The 23,334-nt window shown below is 64.2% G+C and carries 17 protein-coding genes and 1 pseudogene; 10 read left to right on the top strand and 8 right to left on the bottom strand.

The genetic code is table 11. The features are described from left to right. The first annotated feature begins 35 nt into the window (after positions 1 to 35). Genes aroQ through OKW38_RS27865 form a run of 3 tightly spaced genes read left to right on the top strand, consistent with a single transcriptional unit; the run spans position 36 to position 2,868 of the window. Positions 36 to 491, top strand: a complete 456-nt coding sequence (gene aroQ / locus OKW38_RS27875; RefSeq protein ID WP_429364145.1) for a type II 3-dehydroquinate dehydratase — start codon at positions 36 to 38, stop codon at positions 489 to 491. Beyond that, a complete protein-coding gene (locus OKW38_RS27870; protein WP_429333556.1) occupies positions 488 to 1,438 on the top strand; it encodes a shikimate dehydrogenase in 951 nt (316 codons plus the stop codon). Before aroQ ends, OKW38_RS27870 begins: the two co-directional genes overlap by 4 nt. A gap of 50 nt (positions 1,439 to 1,488) precedes the next feature. After that, the gene (locus OKW38_RS27865; RefSeq protein WP_187617331.1) at positions 1,489 to 2,868 is read left to right on the top strand and encodes an MFS transporter; all 1,380 of its coding nucleotides are present in this window, start codon (positions 1,489 to 1,491) and stop codon (positions 2,866 to 2,868) included. A gap of 102 nt (positions 2,869 to 2,970) precedes the next feature. Here OKW38_RS27865 and OKW38_RS27860 read toward each other — a convergent pair whose 3' ends face one another. From OKW38_RS27860 to OKW38_RS27850, 3 genes are all read right to left on the bottom strand, one after another. After that, positions 2,971 to 3,696: a TetR/AcrR family transcriptional regulator gene (locus tag OKW38_RS27860; RefSeq protein ID WP_429333557.1), complete on the bottom strand. Its 726-nt coding sequence runs from the start codon at positions 3,694 to 3,696 to the stop codon at positions 2,971 to 2,973. Between the two features lie 105 nt (positions 3,697 to 3,801). Beyond that, positions 3,802 to 5,091 (bottom strand): NAD(P)/FAD-dependent oxidoreductase, encoded by a 1,290-nt coding sequence (locus tag OKW38_RS27855; protein WP_429364143.1) that lies wholly within the window; start codon positions 5,089 to 5,091, stop codon positions 3,802 to 3,804. A 107-nt stretch (positions 5,092 to 5,198) separates the two neighbouring features. After that, entirely contained in the window at positions 5,199 to 6,131 is a 933-nt protein-coding gene (locus OKW38_RS27850) for a dihydrodipicolinate synthase family protein (RefSeq protein WP_429364141.1), read from the bottom strand. 159 nt (positions 6,132 to 6,290) lie between these two features. Between OKW38_RS27850 and OKW38_RS27845 the strand changes: the two genes are divergently transcribed. Together OKW38_RS27845 and OKW38_RS27840 are read left to right on the top strand one after the other, a co-directional pair. Next, positions 6,291 to 7,229, top strand: a complete 939-nt coding sequence (locus OKW38_RS27845) for a LysR family transcriptional regulator (protein WP_429364140.1) — start codon at positions 6,291 to 6,293, stop codon at positions 7,227 to 7,229. A 308-nt stretch (positions 7,230 to 7,537) separates the two neighbouring features. Continuing rightward, a complete protein-coding gene (locus OKW38_RS27840) occupies positions 7,538 to 10,651 on the top strand; it encodes a transglycosylase domain-containing protein (protein WP_429364139.1) in 3,114 nt (1,037 codons plus the stop codon). A gap of 5 nt (positions 10,652 to 10,656) precedes the next feature. On the opposite strand, the gene OKW38_RS27835 is transcribed toward OKW38_RS27840, so the two are convergent. From OKW38_RS27835 to OKW38_RS27815, 5 genes are all read right to left on the bottom strand, one after another. Next, positions 10,657 to 11,901 (bottom strand): ROK family transcriptional regulator, encoded by a 1,245-nt coding sequence (locus OKW38_RS27835; RefSeq protein ID WP_090806900.1) that lies wholly within the window; start codon positions 11,899 to 11,901, stop codon positions 10,657 to 10,659. Positions 11,902 to 11,943: 42 nt separating this feature from the next. Next, complete coding sequence (locus tag OKW38_RS27830; protein WP_208524305.1) at positions 11,944 to 12,747, bottom strand: ATP-binding cassette domain-containing protein; 804 nt, start codon at positions 12,745 to 12,747, stop codon at positions 11,944 to 11,946. Between the two features lie 20 nt (positions 12,748 to 12,767). Next, complete coding sequence (locus OKW38_RS27825) at positions 12,768 to 13,757, bottom strand: ABC transporter permease (protein WP_090806896.1); 990 nt, start codon at positions 13,755 to 13,757, stop codon at positions 12,768 to 12,770. Between the two features lie 97 nt (positions 13,758 to 13,854). Further along, complete coding sequence (locus tag OKW38_RS27820) at positions 13,855 to 14,859, bottom strand: sugar ABC transporter substrate-binding protein (protein ID WP_090806894.1); 1,005 nt, start codon at positions 14,857 to 14,859, stop codon at positions 13,855 to 13,857. Between the two features lie 628 nt (positions 14,860 to 15,487). Then, positions 15,488 to 16,531: a LacI family DNA-binding transcriptional regulator gene (locus tag OKW38_RS27815; RefSeq protein ID WP_429364138.1), complete on the bottom strand. Its 1,044-nt coding sequence runs from the start codon at positions 16,529 to 16,531 to the stop codon at positions 15,488 to 15,490. 192 nt (positions 16,532 to 16,723) lie between these two features. Between OKW38_RS27815 and OKW38_RS27810 the strand changes: the two genes are divergently transcribed. The 5 genes and pseudogenes from OKW38_RS27810 (at position 16,724) to OKW38_RS27790 (ending at position 23,124) form a co-directional block, all read left to right on the top strand. Beyond that, on the top strand, positions 16,724 to 17,890 hold the full coding sequence (locus OKW38_RS27810; protein ID WP_429364136.1) for an ABC transporter ATP-binding protein: 1,167 nt from the start codon (positions 16,724 to 16,726) through the stop codon (positions 17,888 to 17,890). 20 nt (positions 17,891 to 17,910) lie between these two features. Further along, a pseudogene (locus tag OKW38_RS27805) lies at positions 17,911 to 19,891 on the top strand (beta-galactosidase). A gap of 85 nt (positions 19,892 to 19,976) precedes the next feature. Further along, positions 19,977 to 21,230, top strand: coding sequence for an ABC transporter substrate-binding protein (locus tag OKW38_RS27800; RefSeq protein WP_090806886.1), 1,254 nt, complete (start codon positions 19,977 to 19,979; stop codon positions 21,228 to 21,230). Between the two features lie 57 nt (positions 21,231 to 21,287). Continuing rightward, positions 21,288 to 22,262, top strand: a complete 975-nt coding sequence (locus OKW38_RS27795; RefSeq protein ID WP_184064375.1) for a carbohydrate ABC transporter permease — start codon at positions 21,288 to 21,290, stop codon at positions 22,260 to 22,262. Between the two features lie 10 nt (positions 22,263 to 22,272). Beyond that, the gene (locus tag OKW38_RS27790; RefSeq protein ID WP_018423397.1) at positions 22,273 to 23,124 is read left to right on the top strand and encodes a carbohydrate ABC transporter permease; all 852 of its coding nucleotides are present in this window, start codon (positions 22,273 to 22,275) and stop codon (positions 23,122 to 23,124) included. Positions 23,125 to 23,334 lie beyond the last annotated feature (210 nt).

Raw genomic sequence — 23,334 nt, 5'->3', positions numbered from 1 at the left:
TTCGAGTCGCGCCTTATTTTGCGGGAGTCGTTGTCATGAGCTTTGCCTCCGTACTGGTCCTGAACGGACCGAACCTCAATCTGCTCGGCACGCGCGAGCCGGCCATCTATGGCGCGGAAACGCTCGACGACGTCGCGACGCTGTGCCGCGACGCGGGCGAGCGCCTCGACCTCGCGATCGACTTCTGCCAGTCGAACGCCGAGCATCAACTGATCGACTGGCTGCACGCGGCGCGCACCAAGGTCGACGGCATCGTGATCAATCCGGCCGCTTACACCCATACGTCGGTCGCGATCGCCGACGCATTGAGCGCGATCGAAAAGCCCGTCATCGAGGTGCATATCTCGAACGTGCATCGGCGCGAAGCGTTCCGGCATCACTCGTACGTGTCGGCGGTGGCGGACGCGATCATCGTCGGCTGCGGCACGCAGGGCTATGTGCTCGCGCTGGAACGGATGGCGACGATTCTTAAGAATAGGGCGGCGAAATGAACACTCAAGCGAACACTCAAGCGAACACTCGGGGAAATTCCCGGACCGACGCGCAGATCGCCGCGTTGGCCAATGCGCAGGCGAGCTTGCGGGCCACTCCCCACTCCTTTCTGGTCGGCCTGATCGGCTCGGGCATCAGCGGTTCGCTCACGCCCGCGATGCACGAGGAAGAGGGCAGCAAGCTCGGACTGCACTATGTCTATCGACGCATCGATCTCGATGCGCAGAAGCTCGACACCGCCGCGCTGCCGGAGCTGCTGACGGCGGCCGAACGGATGGGTTACAACGGCCTGAACATCACGTATCCGTGCAAGCAGGCGGTGATTCCGCTGCTCGACGAACTGTCCGACGACGCCCGCGCGCTCGGCGCGGTCAACACCGTGCTGTTCAAGGACGGCAAGCGCATCGGTCACAACACCGACTGGTCCGGCTTCGCGCGTGCGTTCCAGCGCGGCCTGCCGGACGTGTCGCTGGAACGCGTCGTGCAGCTTGGCGCCGGCGGCGCCGGCGCGGCGGTCGCGCATGCGGCGCTGAACATGGGCGCGCAGTCGCTGACGCTGTTCGACGTCGATGCCGCCCGCGCGCAGTCGCTCGCCGACGAGTTGCAGGCGCGTTTCCCGAAAGCCAAGGTCAGCGCGGGCACGTCGCTCGAAGATTCGCTCGGCGTCGCGCAAGGCCTGATTCACGCTACCCCGACCGGTATGGCTAAAATGCCGGGCCTGCCGCTGCCGGCCGAATTGCTGCACCGCGACCTGTGGGTCGCCGACATCGTCTATTTCCCGATTCGCACCGCGCTGCTGCAGGCGGCCGAGGCGCTTGGCTGCCGCACGCTGAGTGGCGGCGGCATGGCGGTCTACCAGGCGGTCGACGCCATGCGTATTTTCACGGGCCTCGAGCCGGACGCCGAGCGCGTCTACACCCACTTTCAATCGTTGTTGCAACGCTAACCGGCCGCGTAGAGACCGGCACCCAAGCTGATCGAGGAGACAAGCACGCCATGACGCAATCGTTCCAATCCAGCTCCGCGGGCTCGCCCGCGCAGAACAAGGCGGCGAGCCCCGCGCGCCGTTCGAAGGCCCGTTACAAGATCCTCGCGCTGCTCGCGGTCGGCACGATGATCAACTATCTCGACCGCACCGTGCTCGGCATCGCGGCACCGCAGCTGACGAAGGAGCTCGGCATCAACGCCGCGCTGATGGGCCTGCTGTTCTCCGTGTTTTCGTGGAGCTACGTGGCCTCGCAGATTCCGGGCGGCCTGTTTCTCGACCGCTTCGGCAGCAAGCTCACCTACTTCCTGTCGATGACGTTCTGGTCGCTCTGCACGCTCGCGCAAGGGCTCGTGGGGAGCATCGGCGGGCTGTTCGCCTTCCGTCTCGGCCTTGGCGTTTCGGAGGCGCCATGCTTTCCGACCAATAGCCGCGTGGTCGCCACGTGGTTTCCGCAAAGCGAGCGCGCGATGGCGACCGGCACCTACACGGTCGGCGAATATATCGGCCTCGCGTTTTTCAGCCCGTTCCTGTTCATGCTGATGGGCGCATTCGGCTGGCGCTCGCTGTTCCTCGTGGTCGGCGGCGTCGGTATCGCGTTCGGCGTGGTGTGGTGGCTGCTGTATCGCGAGCCGCGCGATCATCCGTCGGCGAATCAGGAAGAGCTCGACTATATCGAGGCGGGCGGCGGTCTCACGCAACGCAACAAGGATGTCGCGGGTGCGGCCGCGGGTGCAGCCGATACGGCGGCATCGAAGAAGAGCGGCTTCCAATGGGGCACGATTGGCCAACTGCTCAAGCATCGCCAGTTGACCGGCATCTGCCTCGGCCAGTTCGCGGGCAATTCGACGCTGGTGTTCTTCCTCACGTGGTTCCCGACGTATCTCGCCACCGAACGTCATATGGCGTGGCTGAAGATCGGCTTCTTCGCGATCATGCCGTTCATCGCGGCTTCGATCGGCGTGATGTTCGGCGGCGTGTTCTCCGACTGGCTGCTGCGCCGTGGCAAATCGCCGAACGTCGCGCGCAAGCTGCCGATCATCGCGGGTCTGCTGCTCGCGTCGACGATCATTCTCGCCAACTATGTCGAGAGCAACGTCGTGGTGATCGCGATTCTGTCGGTGGCGTTCTTCGCGCAGGGCATGGCCGCGCTCGGCTGGACGCTGGTGTCGGATATCGCGCCCGAGGGCTTGCTCGGCGTGACCGGCGGCATCTTCAACTTCGCCGCGAACCTGGCGGGTATCGTGACGCCGCTCGTGGTGGGCCTGATCGTCGCGGCGACCGGTTCGTTCGTGGGCGCGCTGGTGTTTATCGGTGTCATCGCGTTGATCGGCGCGCTGTCCTATATCTTCGTCGTCGGCGATATCAAGCGGATCGTGCTGGTGGATTGAGTCTTCCCGCTGAACGCGCTGCGTTTCTCGAAGCGATAAAAAACGGGATGTGGCTTTCACCACATCCCGTTTCCATTTCAGCCGGTCGCCGCGCAACCGGCGTCAATCTTCCTTCTTCACGAACCGCAAGATCGCATCGACGATCATCGCCCGATGCCGCGCCCGCAGCCGCGGATGCGACGGATCGCGCCCAAACGCGGTGCCGAACGTATGCCGGTTGCCCACGCGATGGAAACACAGCGAGCTGATCATCAGATGCAGATCGATCGGATCGATGTCGCTGCGGAACTGGCCCGCCGCGATGCCGCGCGCGAGCAGATCCTCGATCGTGTGAATCACGGTGACGTTGCGTCCTTTGAACGTCTTGACCTGCTCGACGTACTTCGCGCCGTGAATGTTTTCGATCGTCACGAGGCGCACGAAATCGCGCTGGCGGTCGTGGTAGTCGAACGTGAATTCGACCAGCGCGCGCATGCCTTCGACCGGATCGAGTTCGCTGATGTGCAGGTCCTGTTCGAGCGCGCGAATGTCTCCATACACCTTTTCCAGCACCGCCTGGTACAACCCTTCCTTGCTGCCGAAGTAGTAGTACAGCATGCGCTTGGTGGTGTTCGTGCGTTCCGCGATCGCGTCGACGCGGGCACCCGTCAGCCCCATCGCGGAGAACTCCTGGGTCGCGACGTCGAGGATGTTGCGCTTAGTCTGCTCGGGATCGTATTTGCGTGGGGCGTCGGTACGCCTGGCGCCGGTACGTCGCGCGTCGGCGTGCGGCGTGCCAGACACGATGCCGTTGGTATCAGGCTCGGCGGCCTTGCTTCCCTTTTTCATTGTGGTTTCGAGCGGCAGTGACGGCGCATTCTAGCATGGCGAAACGGGCCTCTGGCGTGGGTCCCGGGCATCGACGAAGGCATCTCGAAGGAGCTTGCGTGGCGCTTACGCGACCGGGCGCGTGGGCCGGCGGCGCGCGGCGAGTGCGTCGCGTGTTTGCATCGCGGTGTACGTGAGCTGCGCGGCCGCGAGGCCGAGCGCGCCGTACGTGCGCGTGAGGCCGAAGGTCGCGAACGCGTCGGGCACCGGCCGTTCACCGGAGATAGCCGCGGCCAGCAGTTCGCCCGACACCGTGGTCGGCGCCATGCCGTGTCCGCCGAAACCGACCGCGTACCAGACGCCGTCCGTGCTTTGGCCGATCTGCGGCATCTTGTGTCGCGCGTAGCTCATCAGGCCGCCCCATGCGTGCTCGATGCGCACGTCGCGCAACTGCGGATAGACCTTCAGCAGGTCCTGTCGCAACAGATGCGCGATCGCCTCGGGCTCGCGGTCGCGCACGGAGATGCGGCCGCCCCACAGGATGCGCGTGTCGGGCAACGGGCGGTAATAGTCGAACGCGAAGCGGGTGTCATAGATCGCGGCGCGTGTGGCGATTGCGTCGTGCAAGCGTTCGCCGAGCGGCTCCGTTGCCATCACGTAGGTGGCGATAGGCAGCACCGCGCGCTCGACGCGCGCGTACACGTTGCGTGCATAGCCGCCGCCCGCCATCACGACGTGACGCGCGTCGAGCGCACCTTGCGGCGTCTCGACGACGAAGCCCGCGCCGTCGCGCCGCAAGCTGACGGCCGGCGAGCGCTCGTGTATCGTCACGCCCGCTTGCGCGGCCGCCGCGGCGACGCCGACAACGTACTTGAGCGGATGAAAATGGAACGCGTTGCGCTCGAACAGGCCGCCGTGATAGCGGCTCGTTTTCAGTTGCGCGGCGAGTTGGTTGGCAGCGATCGGTTCCCAGTCGACGCCGAACGAATCGCGCATCAGACGCCGTTGCGCTTCGAGACGCGCAGGTTCGTCGAACCAGTTCGCGAGGATCACGCCGGCATCGGTCGCGTCGCAATCGATCCGATAGCGCGCAATTCGCTTGCGCATCAGCTCGACCGCGTCGGTGGTCAGCGCATAGAGTTCGCGCGCGCGAGTCGGCCCGAGCGTCTTCAGCAGGTCGGCGCAATCGAGGCTGTAGCCGCCGAACACGAAGCCGCCGTTGCGTCCCGATGCGCCGAAGCCGACCTGCTGCGCCTCGAGCACGACGACGTCTTCGACGCCGCGTTCGGCGAGTCCCAGCGCGGTGGAGAGTCCCGCAAGTCCGCCGCCGACGATGCAGACGTGCGCGCTGCGTCGGCCGTTGAGCGGCGCGTAGGCGGAGGAGCGGGTGACGGTGGCTTCGTAGAAACTTTGCATGGGGCGCGAGCTTGTGGACACGCCCTAGGTTAGCGGCAATCGCGTGTGCCCGTCCAGCCCGCGTGAGCCCGCACGTCGACAGGCGCCCCGCCGCGCTTCGTTCTGCGTTATCGACCCCAGCGCAACACCAGCGGATCGAGCCGGCGTGCGATCTTCAACAGTCCTTCGCGCGTCGCCGGATGCATCTGCGGCAGCGGGTGACGCACCGCGTCCGAACCGATCACGCCGCCTTCCTTCATCAGCGCCTTGCACGATGCGAGGCCGCCCTGGCGATTCTCGTAGTTGATCAGCGGCAGCCACTGCTGATAGTGCGCGGCGGCGGCCTCGGTATCACCGGCCGCATAGGCATCGACGATCAGGCGGATGCCATCGGCATAACCGCCGCCCGTCATCGAGCCGGTCGCGCCCGCATCGAGGTCGGCCATCAGCGTGATCGCTTCCTCGCCGTCCCACGGACCGACGATCGCGTCGCCGCCCAGTTCGATCAGCTCGCGCAGCTTGTTCGCGGCCTGCGGCGTTTCGATCTTGAAGTACGACACGTTGTCGATCTCGCGCGCCATGCGAGCGAGGAACGGCGCGGACAACGGCGTGCCGCTGACCGGCGCGTCCTGGATCATGATCGGAATCTGGATGGCATCGGACACCGTACGATAGAACTCGTAGATGCCGCGCTCGCCGATGCGGATCGTCGCGCCGTGATACGGCGGCATGACCATCACCATCGCGGCGCCCGCAGCCTGCGCTGCGCGGCTGCGCTCCGCGCACTGGTACGAGCTGAAGTGCGTGGTCGTGACGATCACCGGCACGCGGCCCGCGACGTGTTCGAGCGCGAGATGCATCAGTGTGTCGCGCTCGTCGTCGGACAGCGCGAACTGCTCGGAGAAATTCGCGAGAATGCACAGGCCGTTCGAGCCGGCGTCGATCATGAAATCGAGGCAGCGCCTCTGGCCTTCGAGGTCGAGACGCCCGGCGTCGTCGAAGATCGTCGGCACGACGGGGAAGACGCCACGCAGGGCGGGAGAGTGTGACGCTTGGCTCATGGCGATGTGGTCCGTACGGGGATGGAAGGATTGCGCTCAAGCCCGCGAACGGGCGGCGCAACTGGATGAATGTCTCCTTCGGCGACTATACGGCGCTGGGCCTCGCGGGTATATTGAATTGTTTCCATATCGTGATCGCTTTTGCGACTCACCCGACCGATGAAAGACACGCTCAACGTCCTGCTGTCGAAGCTGCGCATGAAGCAGCTGCATCTGCTGATCGCGCTCGACGATCACAAATCGCTGCACAAAGCGGCCGGCGTGATGTCGATGACGCAATCGGCGGCGAGCAAGGCGCTGCAGGAGCTCGAATCGATGCTCGACGCGCCGCTTTTCGAGCGCTCGAAAAGCGGCATGATCCCGAACCAGCTCGGTCATTGCGTGATCCGATATGCGCGCGTCGTGACGTCGGACCTGACCGCGCTCTGCCAGGACGTCGCCGAAATTCGTTCGGGGCGCGGCGGGCGGCTCGCGCTCGGCGCGATCATGGGCGCGATTCCCGACTGCGTGGTGCCCGCGCTGAATCAATTGCATGCGGCGCAACCGGGTCTGTCGATCGAAGTGGTCGAGGACACCAGCGCACGAATGCTCGCGCAGCTCGACGACGGGCGGCTCGATCTGGTGGTCGGCCGAGCGGCGGTCGCGGCCGATCCGTCAAAGTATCAGTATCGTCCGCTCGGCGACGAGCCGTTGGCGGTGGTGGTCGGTTATCAGCATGCGCCGTTGCCGCGCCGCGAGATGATGTTGCGCGATCTCGGCGGGCATCGCTGGGTCATGTATCCGTCACACATGCCGCTGCATGCGCTGCTCGAACGCGAGATGGATCTCGCCGGCCTCGACATGCCCGACAATCCGATTTCGACGGCTTCCACATTCGTGACAGTTGCACTGCTGCAAAGCAGCGCCGAACTCGTTTCGCTGCTGCCGAGTGCAATTGCTGGGCCGTTCGTGCGGCACAAGATGCTGCGCGTCGTGCCGGTCGGGCTCAAATCGCCATCGCAGACGTTCGGCATCGTCACGCGCAAGGGCGGCGTGCTGTCGCCGCCGGCGGAACGGTTTATCGCGCTGTTGCGTGCACAGACGAAAGCGCGAATTTAGGCGCGCCGTAAACAAGTTGCCCAGCCGTCCGCCCGTTTCCGGTAAGAATGCCAGCCAAAAAGCGACTTTCTTTCGGCAAGGCCCGCCAGAAACGGCAAAACCGCCCGAAAAGGCGGTTTGTTGTTCATGTGAAAAGAGCTTCAATATCTCATGCCGGTTCGCGTTTTGTCATCCGACGCCAGCAGGTGTTGTAGCCGCGACACTGTCGCATCAATCCGAACCGATGAGGGTTTCTCGTTCCGAGCTACACTGCTTTGAATGAACTGAGCCAGGCTCGACCCCCTGGCCATCGCTCGGGGAGAGCAGCCATGAATCGGCCACCGCTTCGGTTTCCGCTTCGCGTGACCAGCACCGTGACCGTGCGGAGCTGGCGTTGGCTCAAATGGGGGCTTGGCGCGTTTTTGCTGCTCGCGGTGGCGCTGATTGCGCGGCTCGTGCAGATCGAGATCGAGACCTCGCGACTGCAGGCGCGGTACCTTTCCGAGCTGACCCGCGACGTCGCTTTTTCGGTCACCGACGGTCCTAGTCATTCCATCCGCTTTCCGCAAGCCGACAAGGGCCCGTACGACGCGCGCCTCGGCTACGCGCTGTTGCCGGCTATCCAGCAGCGTCTGTTGCAACGTGGCTTCGAAATCAGCTCGCAGGCGCGCGATTCAGAACGCATGCTTTCGCTAGCCGATGATGGCCTGTTCCTGCCTTACGACGAAAAAGACACGGCCGGCCTGCAATTGTTCGACGGCACCGGCGTGCCGCTATACAGCGCTCAGTTTCCCGGTCGCGTGTACGACAGCTTCGGCGCGATTCCGCCGCTCGTGGTGAATTCGCTGCTGTTCATCGAAGACCGCTATCTGCTCGATCCGGATCAGCCGAACCGCAATCCGGCGATCGACTGGGGGCGCTTCAGCCGCGCGCTCGTCGACCAGGGCGCGCGCGTGTTCAATCGTCATCAACAGACGCCCGGCGGCAGCACGCTCGCGACGCAGATCGAGAAATTCCGTCACTCGGCGGGCGGCCGCACCGCGACGCCGCCGGAAAAGCTGCGGCAAATCGCGTCGGCGTCGGTGCGCGCTTATCTGAACGGACCGCAAACGCTGCCCGCGCGCGAACAGATCGTGGTCCATTATCTGAACTCGGTGCCGCTTGCCGCGCAGCCCGGCGTCGGCGAAATCAACGGTATCGGCGATGGGCTCGCCGCCTGGTATGGGCGCGATTTCCGCGAGACCAACCGGCTGCTGAAGGCGCCGTCGACCGATGCAAATCTGCCCGACCAGGGTCTGGCGTTTCGCGAAGTGCTGTCGCTGATGATCGCGCAGCGCGCGCCGTCGTTTTTTCTGCAGCGCGGCTATCCCGAGCTCGAACGGCTGACCGACAGCTACATGCGGCTGCTCGCGAGTGGCGGCGTGATCACTGAGCAGTTGCGCGACGCGGCGCTGGCGGCGCACGTCGAACTGCATCGCGCGCCGCGCAGCACACCGGATCTCGGTTCGTTCGTGTCGCGCAAGGCCGTCACGTCGATGCGCTCGCATCTGCTCGCCGCGCTCGGCGTGCGTAGTTTCTATGAACTGGACCGCCTCGACGTGCAGGCGACAGGCACGCTGAACAATGACGTGCAACAAGCCGTTGCCGAGCGGCTCGCCGCCGCCGCGACGAAAGACGGCGCGAAGGCCGCGGGTCTCGTCGGCTACGAAATGTTGCGCGGGTCCGACGATCCGTCGCATATCGCCTACAGCTTCACGCTGTTCGAGCGGCAAGGCGACGCGAACCTCGTGCGCGTGCAGACCGATAGCGTGAACCAGCCGTTCGACATCAATTCCGGCGCGCGCCTGAACCTCGGCTCGACCGCGAAACTGCGCACCGTCATCACGTATCTGCAGATCGTCACCGATTTGCACACACGGTACGCATCGCTGAGCAATGCCCAGTTGAAGGCGATCACGCCCGATCCGAACGATCGGCTGACGCGCTGGGCGATCGACTATCTGCTGCACACGCGCGACCATTCGCTGCAGCCTATGCTCGACGCCGCCGTCGAGCGTAAATACTCGGCGAGCCCGGGCGAAACGTTCTTTACGGGCGGCGGCGCGCAGACCTTCACGAACTTCGAGTCCGACGACAACAGCCGCATCCTGACCGTGCATCGCGCGTTCCAGCATTCGGTGAACCTCGTGTTCGTGCGGCTGATGCGCGATATCGTGCACTATGAAATGGTGCAGACCACCGGGCCGTCGTCGCAATGGCTCGGCGATCCGGCGACCCGCAAGATGTACCTGACGCGTTTCGCCGATCAGGAAAGCCGCGTGTACATGAAGCGTTTCTACACGAAGTACCACGGCAAGACGCCTGACCAGCAGATCACGCTATTGCTGCTCGGGGTGCGCAAGTCGCCCCCGAAAGTGGCGACCGCGTTGCGCAGCGTCGCGCCGGATCAATCGAACGCGTGGTTCAACAAGTTGATGTACGCGGCGCTGAAGAACACGCCGGCGGCTTCGATGCTCGACGACGAAGATCTCGCGAATCTGTACGACAAGTACGGCATCAACCGCTTCAACCTGAACGACCGCGGCTATATTTCGAGTGTGCATCCGCTCGAACTATGGACGCTGAACTACCTGCGCTCGCATCCGGATGCGACGCTGGCGCAGATCGAAGCCGCGAGCCAGGACGTGCGCCTGTCGACTTACTCGTGGCTCTTCAAGACGCGCTATCACGTGACCCAGGATCACCGCATCAAGCGCATGGTCGAACTGCGCGCCTACGACGCGATCGGCAAATCTTGGCAGGCGCTCGGCTATCCGTTCGCGTCGCTGACGCCGTCGTATGCGGCGGCGATCGGCGCGTCGGGCGATCGTCCGGCGGCGCTCGCGCAACTGATCGGCGTGATCACGAACGGCGGCAACAAGGTGCCGACCGAAACGCTGACGCAAATCGACTTCGCGAAGGACACGCCGTACGAAACGCATTTCAGGCGCGCGGTGGTCGCGCCGCAGCAGCAGGTGTCGCCGGAGATTGCCGGGGAGGTGCGGATGCTGTTGCGCGACGTCGTGACGGGTGGCACCGCGAGGCGTCTCGCGCAAGGCATGACGTTCCCGAACGGCGAAACGCTCGAAGTCTATGGCAAGACCGGCACCGGCGATCAGCGCTTGAACGTGTACGCGAAGGGCGCGCGGTTGATCGAGTCGCGCAAGGTGAATCGCAGCGCGACCTTCGTGTTCGCGCTCGGCGACCGCTTCTACGGCACGTTGACCGCGTGGGTGCACGAGCCGTATGCCGCGCGTTACGACTTCACGAGCGCGCTGGCGGTGCAGTTGCTGAAGTCGATGGCACCGGCGTTGCAGCCGTTGCTCGACAAGCCGGTTCAGAAAACCGTGACGGCGGCGCCGGCGGGATCGACGCCTGCGGCGACGAAAGTTGCCGCGCAGTGAATCGCTCACCGCTCGTTATAACCCGTCTCCGACGCCGCCGGCTTCAGGAACAGCTCATGCACCGGCGCGAAATGCGCATATAGCGGCAGAATCGCACCGCCCATCGCGCGGGCATCGGCGCCGATCGCGCCTTCGAGCAATTGCGGCCGCACCATCCCTTCCCATTCGAAACGATCGAGCACGCGCTCGGTGCGGCGAATGATCTCGCGCAGCAGTAGCCGGTCGAACTCGCCGTCGATCACGACGGCTTCGAGATCGAGCAACGCGGCCGCATTGGTTAGCGCATTCGCGATCGCCGGGCACGCGCTGTCGAGCCATCGCTCGGTATGCCGCCACAACTCGGGCGACAACGCGCGATGATCATGCGCCGCGGCCGCCGGCGCGCCCGCATCGCTGAACAGTCGTTCGAGCACGAAGCCCGATGCCGCGTGCAGCAACTGCCGCGCGGGTTTGCGTGCGCCGCCTTCGCGCAGCGGGATCGAACCGACCGCGCCCGCGTTGTCGTGCGGACCGCCATGCAGACGTCCGTCGATCACGAGACCCCCGCCGATGAACGTGCCAACGAACAGATACAGGAAGTTGTGGATGCCGCGGCCCTGGCCCATCACGAGTTCGGCCGCGCAGGCGGCCGTGGTGTCTTTGGCGAACTCGACGGGCAGGCCGGTTATCGTCGCGATGCGCGCGCGCAGATCGATGTCGTTCCAGGCGTCGAGCGCGTCGGGCGGCGCGCCGAGAAAGTCGCGCCAGCCGCCGAGCCACAACGGCGCCGCGACACCGACGCCGACCACCTTGCCCGCCTTCGCGCCGAGCGTCTGGTTCACGCGCGCGAGTTTGTTTTCGAGCGCGGGGAACAGCGCGCGCGGATCGGGATATGCATACTCGAATACGTCGCGGCATACGATGCGCCCGGCGAAGTCCATCGCGAGCACGTCGAGACTGCGGCGTCCGACCTTGATACCGATCGTGTACGCGCCGTCCGCGCACAACGCGATCGGGACCGACGGCTGGCCGATCTTGCCGCGCACGCGCGCGTGCTTTTCGAGCAGGCCGTCGGCGATCAACCGGTCGACGATCATCGACACCGTCTGCATCGAAAGACGCGTGAGGCGGCCGACCTCGGCCTTCGGCAGTGGTCCATGCAAGCGGATCGTTTGCAGCACGATGCGCTCGTTGAATTGCCGCATGCCGACCTGATTCGAACCGACCGTGCGTTTGACCGGCGAACGCCTGCTGGTGCTGGGGGTGTCCATTGTCGTGTACCGGCCTCGTGGCTCAGCGGATTGGGCGGCGCGTCATGCGATCGCCTTCACGTCGGCTTCCTTCGCCCCGGTCATGATCGCGACCGCTTCCGACATGTGCACGTCCTTCGTATTGACGAGCGCCGCGCGCCGGCCGAGCCGCTGGATATGGATGCGGTCCGCGATCTCGAACACGTGCGGCATGTTGTGGCTGATCAGAATCACCGGCAGGCCACGCTCGCGCACGCGCCGGATCAGTTCGAGCACCATGTTGCCTTCCTTCACGCCGAGCGCGGCGGTGGGCTCGTCCAGAATCACCACGTGGCGCGCGAATGCCGCGCTGCGTGCAACGGCGACGCCCTGGCGCTGGCCGCCGGACAGCGTTTCGACCGCCTGGCGCATCGAGCGGATGCCGATTTGCAGATCCTTCATGGCCGCGGTCGCTTCATCGAGCATGCGGCGCTTGTCGATCATCTTGAACAGCGAGCCGCGCCAGCCGGGCTTCAGCAATTCGCGGGCGAGAAACAGGTTTTCGGCGATGCTCATCGCCGGCGCGACGGCGAGTTCCTGGTACACGGTCTCGATGCCTTGTGCGCGCGCATCGAGCGGACTGCGAAACTTGACCGGTTTGCCGTCGAGCAGAATCTCGCCTTCGTCGGGCACCGTCGCGCCCGAGAGCGCCTTGATCAGCGACGATTTGCCCGCGCCGTTGTCGCCGATCACCGCGAGGATCTCGCCGGGCAGCACTTCGAAATCGCAACCGTCGAGCGCGGTCACGTTGCCGTAACGTTTGACGAGCCCGCGTGCCTGCAGAACCGGCATCGCAGCGGACGTGGAAGGGGAGGCGGAGGTCAACATGACAGGGCTCCTGTGCGGGATCAACGGCCGCGGTGCGAGAGTTTATCGGCGGCGACCGCGAGAATCACGAGGATGCCGGTGATCAATACCTGGTACACCGAGGAAACACCGATCAGCGTCAGGCCGTTACGGAATACGCCGACAATCAGCGCTCCAAGCAAGGTGCCGACGATCGAGCCGCGTCCACCGAACAGACTCGTGCCGCCGAGCACGACCGCGGTGATGCTGTCGAGGTTCTCGGTTTGCCCGGCCTGCGGATCGCCGACACCGGTGCGCGCTACCGACAGCAGCGCGGCGATGCCGTAGATCGCGCCGGCAAGCGTGTAGACGGTCAGCAGAATCCGCTGCGACGACAGGCCCATCAGTCGCGCGGCCTCGGCGTTGTTGCCGAGCGCGTACAGATGCCGGCCGGGCACCGTGTCGCGCAGCACGAACCACGTGCCCAGATACATCAGCAGCGTCAGCACGGTGCCGTACGTGACTTCCGCCGGTCCGAGCCTGAACGTGCTGCCGAGGAACATGATCGCATCGGGCAGGTTCGACACGCTTTCCGCGTTCGAGTAGATCTGCGTGAGCGCAAACGCGATGTTCAGCGTACCCAGCGTGACGATGAACGCCGGCAACTTGATGCGCGTGATCAACAGACCGTTCAGTAAGCCGAACAAGGTGCTGGCGCCGATGCCGCACAGAATCGCGAGGATCGGCGGCACGCCGAGCACGACCGCGAACTTCGTCATGATGATCGAGCCGAAGGCCATTACCATGCCGCAGGACAGATCGATGCCACCGGTCAGCACGATCAGTGTCTGGCCGATCGCGATGACCGCGACGACCATCGTCTGTTGCAGGATCAGCGACAGGTTCTGGAACGATAGAAAGCGGCTGCTCTGCGAGACAAAGAATGCGCAGGCCAGCACCAGCGCGATCAGCGGTCCGATTTCGGACAGCGACGGCAGGTGCTCGGTGAAAGACGGGCGCGGCCGGCCGGCGGGCGCGGAAGGGGTCGACATGATGGCAGTCCTCGGTACATGAGCGTGACATGAAGGTCACGCGGCAACTCAATTGGCGGCCCGGTGCGACGCGCAACGGGCTGCTATGCAATGCGCGTTACTTGTTGCCCCAGCAGTTGTCGAGGCCGAACTTCGTGTCTTTGCTGTCGATGCCGGACATCGGCTTGTCGGTGATCAGCGTGACGCCGGTGTCGTGATAACCCGACACCTTCTTGCCGGTCTTCGCGTAGTCGACGCCGGCGGTGACGCCGAGCGCGGCCATCTTCAGCGGATACTGCTGCGAGGTCGCCGCGATCGCGCCGGCCTTCACGTTGCGCACGCCTTCGCAACCGCCGTCGATCGACACGATCATCACGCCCTTGTCCTTACCCGCCGCCTTCAGCGCGCGATACGCGCCGGCCGCGGCCGGTTCGTTGATCGTGTAGACCACGTTGATGTCGGGCGCTTTCTGCAGGCAGTTTTCCATCGCCGTCTGACCTTTCGCCTGATCGCCGCGCGTGTCCTGGCTGCAGACGATCGACGGATCGCCTTCCTTGATGCCGAAGCCTTCGAGGAAGCCGTTGTGGCGCAGCACGCCGACCGACACGCCCGGCGCGAGATCGAGCGTGGCGATCTTCGCGGGCTTGCCGTTCAACGCGGCCTTCGCATATTTGCCGATCAGCACGCCGGCCTTGAAGTTGTCGGTGGCGAACAGGGCGTCGGTTGCGTCCTGCGGATCGGTCGGCGTATCGAGGGCGATGACCATCACACCGGCCGCGCGTGCCTTCTTGATGCTCGGCACGATCGCCTTGGTGTCGCTCGGCGTGATCAGGATTGCTTTCGCGCCGGCCGTCATCATGTTTTCGATCGCGGTGACCTGACTCGCGTTGTCGCCGTCGAACTTGCCGGCGGCCGTGATCAGTTTCGCGCCGTCTTTCGACGCGGCCGCGTCCGCGCCCTGGCGCATCTTCACGAAGAACGGGTTCGTATCGGTCTTCGTGATCAGGCCGATGACGGGCTGGTCGGCGGCCTGACTCGCGCTTGCGCACCACAGCGCCGCTGCCGCGGCGCACATCGACGCGATTGTCCTGGCGACAGGACGCCTGTGGGAATTCAGATTCATGAGACGCTCCTCCGGTTATTGGCAACGACGTATGGGACTGCAGATAGATCGAAACTGCGAAGCTGCGGGCTTGACGTTTGACGATGACGCTTCGACGTAATGTGGTCCGAAGGAAATCGCCTAAATCACTTGGGTTGATTTAGTACAGCAGGCCCGCGACTGCTCGTCAAGGAAATGTGAACGCGGAAATTCGCCGCGCCGCGAACCGCGTGCAGGCTGAGAGCCTTGTGTGGTAATGCTTTGGCGCTGTGCTGCAGTGCGAAGCGGCGCTTCTCCGCTTGGGGAAAGTCCTGGCCCGTCTGAAAGCGGGTTGAAATGTCAGCGGTGGTTTTTCAACGCAATTCGAGGTGCGTAACGCGCTTTTTCAGTGGGCGATGAATGTTTGCGAGAGGTTGCGGCGGAACAGCGCTTGCGCGCGGCGACTGAATGCGAACTTTTCGGAGAGACCCATGCCTTCGCACTGGTGGCAGCGACGACTTTCTGGTCACCGCGGCGTTGGCCGCGCTCGCATGCGAAACGGTCCAGGCGCGCGTCCGGACGTTCGCACAGGTGTCGTTCGCGCCACGCATCGGTGTGCCCGCGCAATTGCGCGTTACTGCAACCTTGCGGCGCGGCTGTAACCGCCACATCAACGCGAACGCGGTGCGGCCGTCGATGCGCGCATGACCAGTTTCGGCTCGGACGAAATCCGCATCGGCACGGGCGCCGGCATGTCCCGCTCGACGCGTCCCGGCTGTCCGTACGAAGTCTCGATCAGCTCGCGCAGCAGTTCCACTGCAAGTCCGGCGACCTCGACCGTCGGCACCGCCACCGTCGTCAGTGCGGGGCGCGACTCGCGCGCGAGCTGGATGTCGGTGATGCCGATCACGGACAGATCGTCCGGCACGCGCAGGCCCAGATCCGCGGCCGCGTGCATCGCGCCGAGGGCAGGCAAATCGTTGGTCGCGAAGATCGCGCTGAGTTGCGGATCGGCTTCGAGCAGCGCGCGGGCCGCCAGGTAGCCGCCGTGGATCGTGTCGGCCGCGTGTCGCACGCGATTTCTCGTCACACCGGCCGCGCGCAACGCGTCGACGAAACCTTCGAAGCGCGCCGCGTGAATGCCCGACACCTTGCTGCCGACGATCGCACCAAAGCGCCGATGCCCGAGCTCGAGCAGATGCTCGCCGGCCAGCTTGCCGGCCAGCCGGAAATCGACCGCGACGCACGGCAGCCCGGGCGGCTCGTTGGGCCGCTCCCACATGCACAGCACGACCGGCGTGCCGCGCGCTTCGGTCTCGTGCAGATCGGCGAAATCGAGGTTCGCGTTGGTCACGAGCACGCCTTCGGACAAGGTGCCGGCGATCTGGTCGAGGTACGCGCGGCCGCTTAGCGGATCGTCGTTGGTATTGCAGATGATCACGAAGTGGCCGCTCGTGCGCGCAGCGCGTTCGACCGCGAGCGCGAACTCCGGATAGAACGGATTCGCGATGCTCGACACCATTAGCGCGAGCGTCGGCGCGCGGCCCTCGGCGAGCGCGCGTGCGGCGAGATGCGGGCGATAGCCGAGCGCCGCGACTGCCTCGAGCACGCGTTGCCGGGTCGTTTCGCCAACGCGGCCGCGCTTGCGCAGCACGTTGGACACCGTCGCTGGCGTGACGCCGGCATGACGCGCGACTTCGCTGAGTGTGGGCATGATATGGTCAGTATTTGGGATGGCTGTCCGACATTTGCGTCGCGGCGCGAGGCGCGGCAACATCTGTCATCGAACAGCGTACAAAACGATATCGGAGACAGACCAACGATCGCCTTGCGATCGATTTTTCGGTCATGCTGATTAAGCGCTTAATCTCCGACTTCGCACCGATTAAATCACGGAGTCGATGCAATGGCGAGCATTTCGTTACGAGGCGTGCAGAAGGCGTATGGCGACGGTGCGCCGGTGATTCGCAACGTCGATCTGGACATCGGCGAAAACGAGTTCTGCGTGTTTCTCGGCCCGTCGGGTTGCGGCAAGTCAACGCTGTTGCGCATGATCGCCGGGCTCGAGGATGTGACCGACGGCGACCTGTCGATTGGCGGGAAGATGGTCAACGACGTGCCGGCCGCGCAGCGTGGCGTAGCGATGGTGTTCCAGAGCTATGCGCTGTTTCCGCACATGAGCGTGTTCGAGAACATGGCGTTCGGCCTGAAACTCGCGAAGACCCCGAAGGATGAAATCGAACGCAAGGTGCGTGAAGCCGCGCGCATCCTGCAACTCGAGGCACTGCTCGAGCGCAAGCCGAAGGCGCTGTCGGGCGGCCAGCGGCAGCGCGTCGCGATCGGCCGCGCGATCGTCCGCGAGCCCGGCGTGTTTCTGTTCGACGAACCGCTGTCCAATCTCGATGCAACCTTGCGCGGACAAACGCGCGTCGAAATCGCGCGTCTGCATAAGCAGTTTGCGAAGGCGAGCGTGGTCTACGTGACGCACGATCAGATCGAAGCGATGACGCTCGCCGACAAGATCGTGCTGTTGCATTCGGGCAAGGACACCGAGCGTTACGGCAGCATCGCGCAAATCGGCGCCCCGCTCGAGCTGTATCACCGCCCGAAAAGCCGCTTCGTGGCCGGCTTTATCGGCTCGCCGCGAATGAATTTCCTGCCGGGCAAGGTGGCGTCACTCGATGCGCAGCGCGTGCTCGTCACGCTCGATCACACCGGCGAGAACGTGCGTGTGCCGGTCAGCAGCGCCGGACTGCAGCCAGCGCAGCCGGTCACGCTCGGCGTGCGTCCCGAGCATCTCGAGTTCGTCGATGCATCGGCCACGACGAATGCGGCCGCGTCGCAAGACGGCGTGCTCGCGCGCACCGTATCGCTCGTCGAGCAGCTTGGCGAACACAGCTACGTGCACCTCGATCAACCCGGCGGCGCCGTTCTGATCGCCAAGGCGCCCGGCAACACGCGCCTCGCTCCAGGCGATCGCGCGAGCCTGCGGGTGTCGCGCACGGCCTGTCATCTGTTTACCGAGGACGGTTTCGCGGCCGCGTCGCTCGAATCCGTCGAACACTACGCTTGAAAAACACTGGGGACATAGGGATGCGTCTTGGAGTCTGTTATTACCCGGAGCACTGGCCCGAGTCGATGTGGGACGACGACGCGCGCCGGATGAAAGCGCTCGGCATCGAGCAGGTGCGGATTGCGGAATTCGCCTGGAGCCGGATCGAGCCGACTCCCGGCGAACACGACTGGGGCTGGCTCGATCGCGCCGTCGACGTGCTCGGCGCGGCTGGCCTGAAGGTCGTCATGTGTACGCCGACCGCGACGCCGCCGAAGTGGCTGATCGATCGTCATCCGGAGATCCTGCCGGTCGGCGCCGATGGACGTCCGCGCGCGTTCGGCTCGCGGCGTCATTACGACTTCTCGTCGCCCGCGTATTTCGAGGCTTCGCGTCGTATTTGCACGGCGGTGGCGGAGCGTTACGGCAAGCATCCGGCGGTCGCTTTCTGGCAGACCGATAACGAATTTGGCTGTCATCACACGGTGGTCAGCTATTCGCCGGCCGCGGTCGCGCGCTTTCGCGAGTGGCTGAAGGCGCGTTATCGCACGATCCAGGCGTTGAACGAGACGTGGGGCACAGTGTTCTGGAGCATGGAGTACCGCGGCTTCGAAGAAATCGACGCGCCGGTCGGCACCGTGACCGAGGCGCATCCTTCGCATCGTCTCGACTACCGGCGCTTCGCATCCGACGAAGTGGCGCGCTACAACCGCATGCAGGTCGAGATCATTCGCGCGCATTCGCCGGGGCGGCCCGTCGCGCACAACTTCATGCAGCTCTTCACCGAGTTCGATCACTACAAGGTCGCGGCCGATCTCGACGTCGCAACGTGGGACAGCTATCCGCTCGGCGCGCTCGAAGAGCAGTGGTTCGCGCCGGACATCAAGGCGCGCTGGTTGCGCAGCGGTCATCCGGACTTCGCGTCGTTCAATCACGACGTGTATCGCGGCATGTCGAAGCTGCCGTTCTGGGTGATGGAGCAGCAGCCGGGACCGGTGAACTGGGCGCAGTGGAATCCGGCGCCGCTGCCGGGCATGGTGCGGCTGTGGAGCTGGGAAGCGTTCGCCCACGGCGCGGGCTGCGTGTCGTATTTCCGCTGGCGTCAGGCGCCGTTCGCGCAGGAGCAGATGCATGCGCGGCCTCAATACGCCCGACAACCGGCTCGACGTCGGCGGCAATGAAGCATCGCGGGTGGCGTCGGAAATTCACGCGGTGCTCGCCGCGAACGCCGACGCCAATGCGTCGATCCGCTCGAAAGTCGCGCTCGTCTACGACTATGAAGCGAAGTGGTTGTTCGAGATTCATCCGCAGGGCGCGGACTTTCACTATCCGCGGTTCGCATTCGAGTACTACTCGGCTTTGCGCGCGCTCGGACTCGACGTCGATGTCGTGCCGGCCGATGCATCGTTCGATGGTTATAGCCTCGTCGTCGTGCCGCCGCTGCCGGTCGTGCCCGACGATTTCGCCGAACGTCTCGCGCGCTCGGGCGCGCAGGTCGTGCTCGGTCCACGCACCGGATCGAAGACGCGCGAGCTGCGGATTCCGGCGAATCTGCCGCCGGGCGCATTGGCGTCGGTGCTGCCGCTGCGCGTGTGGCGCGTCGAATCGATGCGGCCGAACGTGACCGAAGCCGTCGTGCTCGAACAGCAGGGCGGTGCCGCCGAGGGCTTCGCGCGACACTGGCGCGATTTCATCGACAGCGATGCATTATCTTCATTCGACGTGCGCGCGCGTTTCGCGGACGATCATCCGGCGTACGTGCGAAGCGGCGCGTATCACTACTTCGCGAGCCTGTTCGACGACGCCTTGACCGTGCGCCTGTTCGCGCGCATCGCGCAGGAAGCGGGCCTCGAAACGCAGGCACTCGGCGACAGCGTGCGCATCAGCCGTCGCGGCGGACTGACGTATGTGTTCAACTATGGCGATAGCACCCACACGCTCGACGACATTTCCGACGACGCATTCGTGATCGGCTCCCGGGAGGTGGCGCCGCAAGGGGTAGCGGTCTACCGCTCGCAATAGAAGTCCGGCCTTGGCAATTCCACGCAGTCATTCGATATAGAAGCGACAACGACGTAAAAACCATGGAAAGAAGGAGACAGTCAGGATGAAACTGAAACCACGCAAGATTCTGTTGGCGCTCGCGCTGGCCGCGGTTGCCGCGGGGACCTCGGTCGTCGGCACCGCGCAGGCGGCCACGCTCGCGATGAACATCGCGTACAAGGGTGCGAGCCAGCGCGCGGTTTGGCAGCAGGTGGTCGACGAGTTCAAGAAGGCGCATCCCGGGATCGACGTGAAGGTATCGTTCATCGACGAGGAAGCCTACAAGGTTCAGTTGCCGGGTTGGCTTTCGACTGTCGCGCCCGATATCGTCAACTGGCACGACGGCGAGCGTATGGCGTATTACGCGCAGCGTGGCCTGTTCGAGGATCTGACCGGCGACTGGCAGAAGAACGGCTGGAACGACATGTATGCGTCGACGAAGGAAGCATCGTCGTACAAGGGCAAGCAGTATGCCGCGCCGACCGTGTACTACTCGTGGGGGATGTTCTATCGCAAGGACCTGTTCGAGAAGGCCGGCATCAAGGGCGAGCCGAAAACGTGGGACGAGTTTCTCGACGCCGCGAAAAAGCTGAAGGCCGCCGGCATTGCACCGATCGCGGTGGCAGGCCGCGATGCCTGGACGCTGGCCGGCTGGTTCGATTATCTCGATCTGCGCTTGAACGGCAATGCGTTTCACCAGAAGCTGATGGCCGGCGAAATTCCGTACACCGATCCGCGCGTGAAGAAGGTCTATACGACGTGGAAGCAACTGATCGACGACGGCTACTTCATCAACAATTCACTGTCCTACGATCTCGACGCGGTGCAGCCGTTCCTGTTCCAGGGCAAGGCTGCCATGATGCTGATGGGGACGTTCATTGCGGCGGGTTTCCCGGACAACGTGAAGCCGCAAATGGGGTACTTCCAGTTCCCGATCATCGACTCCAAGGTGCCGACCGCCGAGGACGGACCGGTCGAATCGCTGCATATTCCGTCGAAAGCGAAGAACAAGTCCGATGCGCACACGTTCCTTGCGTTCGTCGAGACGCCTCAGATCGGTGCGCAACTCGCAAAGGGACTCGGCTCGTTGTCGGCGAACAGCAAATCGCCGGAGCCAGAAGATCCGATTTCGAAGATCGGCTTCCAGATCCTGTCGAACACGAAGGGCGGCATTGCGCAGTTCTACGATCGCGACATGACGAAGGAAATGGCCGACGAAGGGATGAAGGGGATGCAGCAGTTCGTCTCCGATCCGTCGAAACTGGACGACATCCTCGCGCAGCTCGAGCAGACGCGTCAGCGTATCTACAAGAAGTGAGCGGCGGCGGCCGCAAGGCCGCTGTCCGATGCATCGGATTGGATCGGGAGATTGATCGTGTCGCATTCCGTCAGCCGTCGTAGCGTCGACGGTCCTGTTGAACCCGGCGGCCCGGGCTTGCCGGCGTCGAGCGGTGCGCTGAGCGGCGCGTCCGTCGCGTCGCGCCGGCGCGGCCCCACGCCGACCGCGCGGCGGCAGCGGCGCGCCGCGTTCCTGTTTCTCGCGCCGGCCTGCTTCATGGTGGCCGTGTACGTGGTGTGGCCGATCCTCTCGACGATCCGCCTGAGCTTCTTCAACTGGGATGGGATGACCGAGCCGACCTTCGTCGGCCTCGCGAACTACATCGAGCTGGTCCATACGCCCACCTTCTATACGGCGCTCAAGAACAACCTGATCTGGCTCGTGCTGTTTTTGCTCGCACCGCCGATGGGCCTCGCCGTCGCGCTGTATCTGAATCAGGCGGTGGCGGGCATCCGCATCGTCAAGTCGCTGTTTTTCGCGCCATTCGTGTTGTCGGGGGTCGTGGTCGGACTGATCTTTTCATGGTTCTACGATCCGACCTTCGGCCTGCTCGCGATGATGCTCGGCCACGGCGTGCCGGTGCTCGGCGATCCGCGCTATGCGACGCTCGGCATCGTGTTCGCGGCGCTGTGGCCGCAAACCGCGTATTGCATGATTCTTTATCTGACCGGCTTGACCACGTTGAACGCCGAGCAGATCGAAGCTGCGCGAATGGAAGGCGCGCAGGGCTGGTCGATGCTCTGGCATGTCATCCTGCCGCAGTTGCGGCCTACGACGTTCATGGCGATCGTCGTGACGATCATCGGCGCGCTGCGCAGCTTCGATCTGATTTCGGTGATGACGGGCGGCGGTCCGTTCGAAAGCTCGACGGTGCTCGCCTATTTCATGTACGACCAGGCGATCAAGTACTACCGCATCGGCTATTCGGCGGCGATCGCGGTGGTGCTGTTCGGCATCATGCTCGTGTACATCGTCTATCACCTGCGGCGGATGCTGCGCGCCGAGCAATGAGGAGCCGCTGATGTTTCCGATTCCGATCGACAAATGGAAGCCGGCCACGCGCCGCGCATACAAACTGACGTTGCCGATTGCACTCGTGATCTGGCTGTTGCCGATGATCGCGGTGCTGGTCACGTCCGTGCGTTCGACCGAAGAACTGAGCGAGGGCAATTACTGGGGATGGCCGAAGCACTTCGCGATGTTCGATAACTATCGCGAGGCATTGACGACGTCGCCGATGCTGCATTACTTCTGGAATAGCGTGCTGATTACGGTTCCTTCCGTAGTGGGTTCGATCGCACTCGCGGCGATGGCGGGCTTTGCCTTGGCGATCTATCGCTTTCGCGGCAATTCGACGTTGTTCGCGACGTTCGTCGCGGGCAACTTCGTGCCGATTCAGGTGTTGATGATTCCGGTGCGGGATCTGTCGTTGCAACTCGGTCTGTTCAATACCGTGAGCGCGCTGATTCTGTTTCATGTGTCGTTCCAGACCGGCTTTTGCGCGCTGTTTCTGCGCAACTTCATCAAGCAACTGCCATTCGAGCTGGTCGAGGCGGCGCGCATCGAAGGGGCGAACGAGTGGACCGTGTTCTTCAGGATCGTGCTGCCGCTGATTCGTCCCGCGCTCGCGGCGTTGGCGATCCTCGTGTTCACGTTCGTGTGGAACGACTATTTCTGGGCCTTGTGTCTGACGCAAGGCGATGACGCCGCGCCGATCACGGTCGGCGTGGCCGCGCTGAAAGGGCAGTGGACGACCGCGTGGAATCTCGTTTCGGCGGGATCGATTCTGGCGGCGCTGCCGTCGGTCATGATGTTCTTTGCGATGCAGAAGCATTTCGTTGCGGGTCTGACGTTTGGCGCGACGAAGGGGTGATGCTGTTCACGCGTGGCGCTGCTGCGTAGAGAAGGGTTGCCCGCGGAAGCGGGCTTTTTTTCGGCGTGGCGAACCGCTGCTCGCACGCTGACTTCTCGATCAACGCTTTTCAGCTTACGCCGGGTTGACCCGCTGCATAACGGCATTCAACGCCGCGCGCGCACTATCGAGAGGCCGCTTGCCTTCGCCGACTTCGCTCGCGAGGTCCAA

The sequence above is a fragment of the Paraburkholderia sp. MM5496-R1 genome, from assembly GCF_050436205.1.
Taxonomy (GTDB): Bacteria; Pseudomonadota; Gammaproteobacteria; order Burkholderiales; family Burkholderiaceae; genus Paraburkholderia; species Paraburkholderia tuberum.
This window is presented reverse-complemented; position numbering and strand designations above follow the sequence as displayed.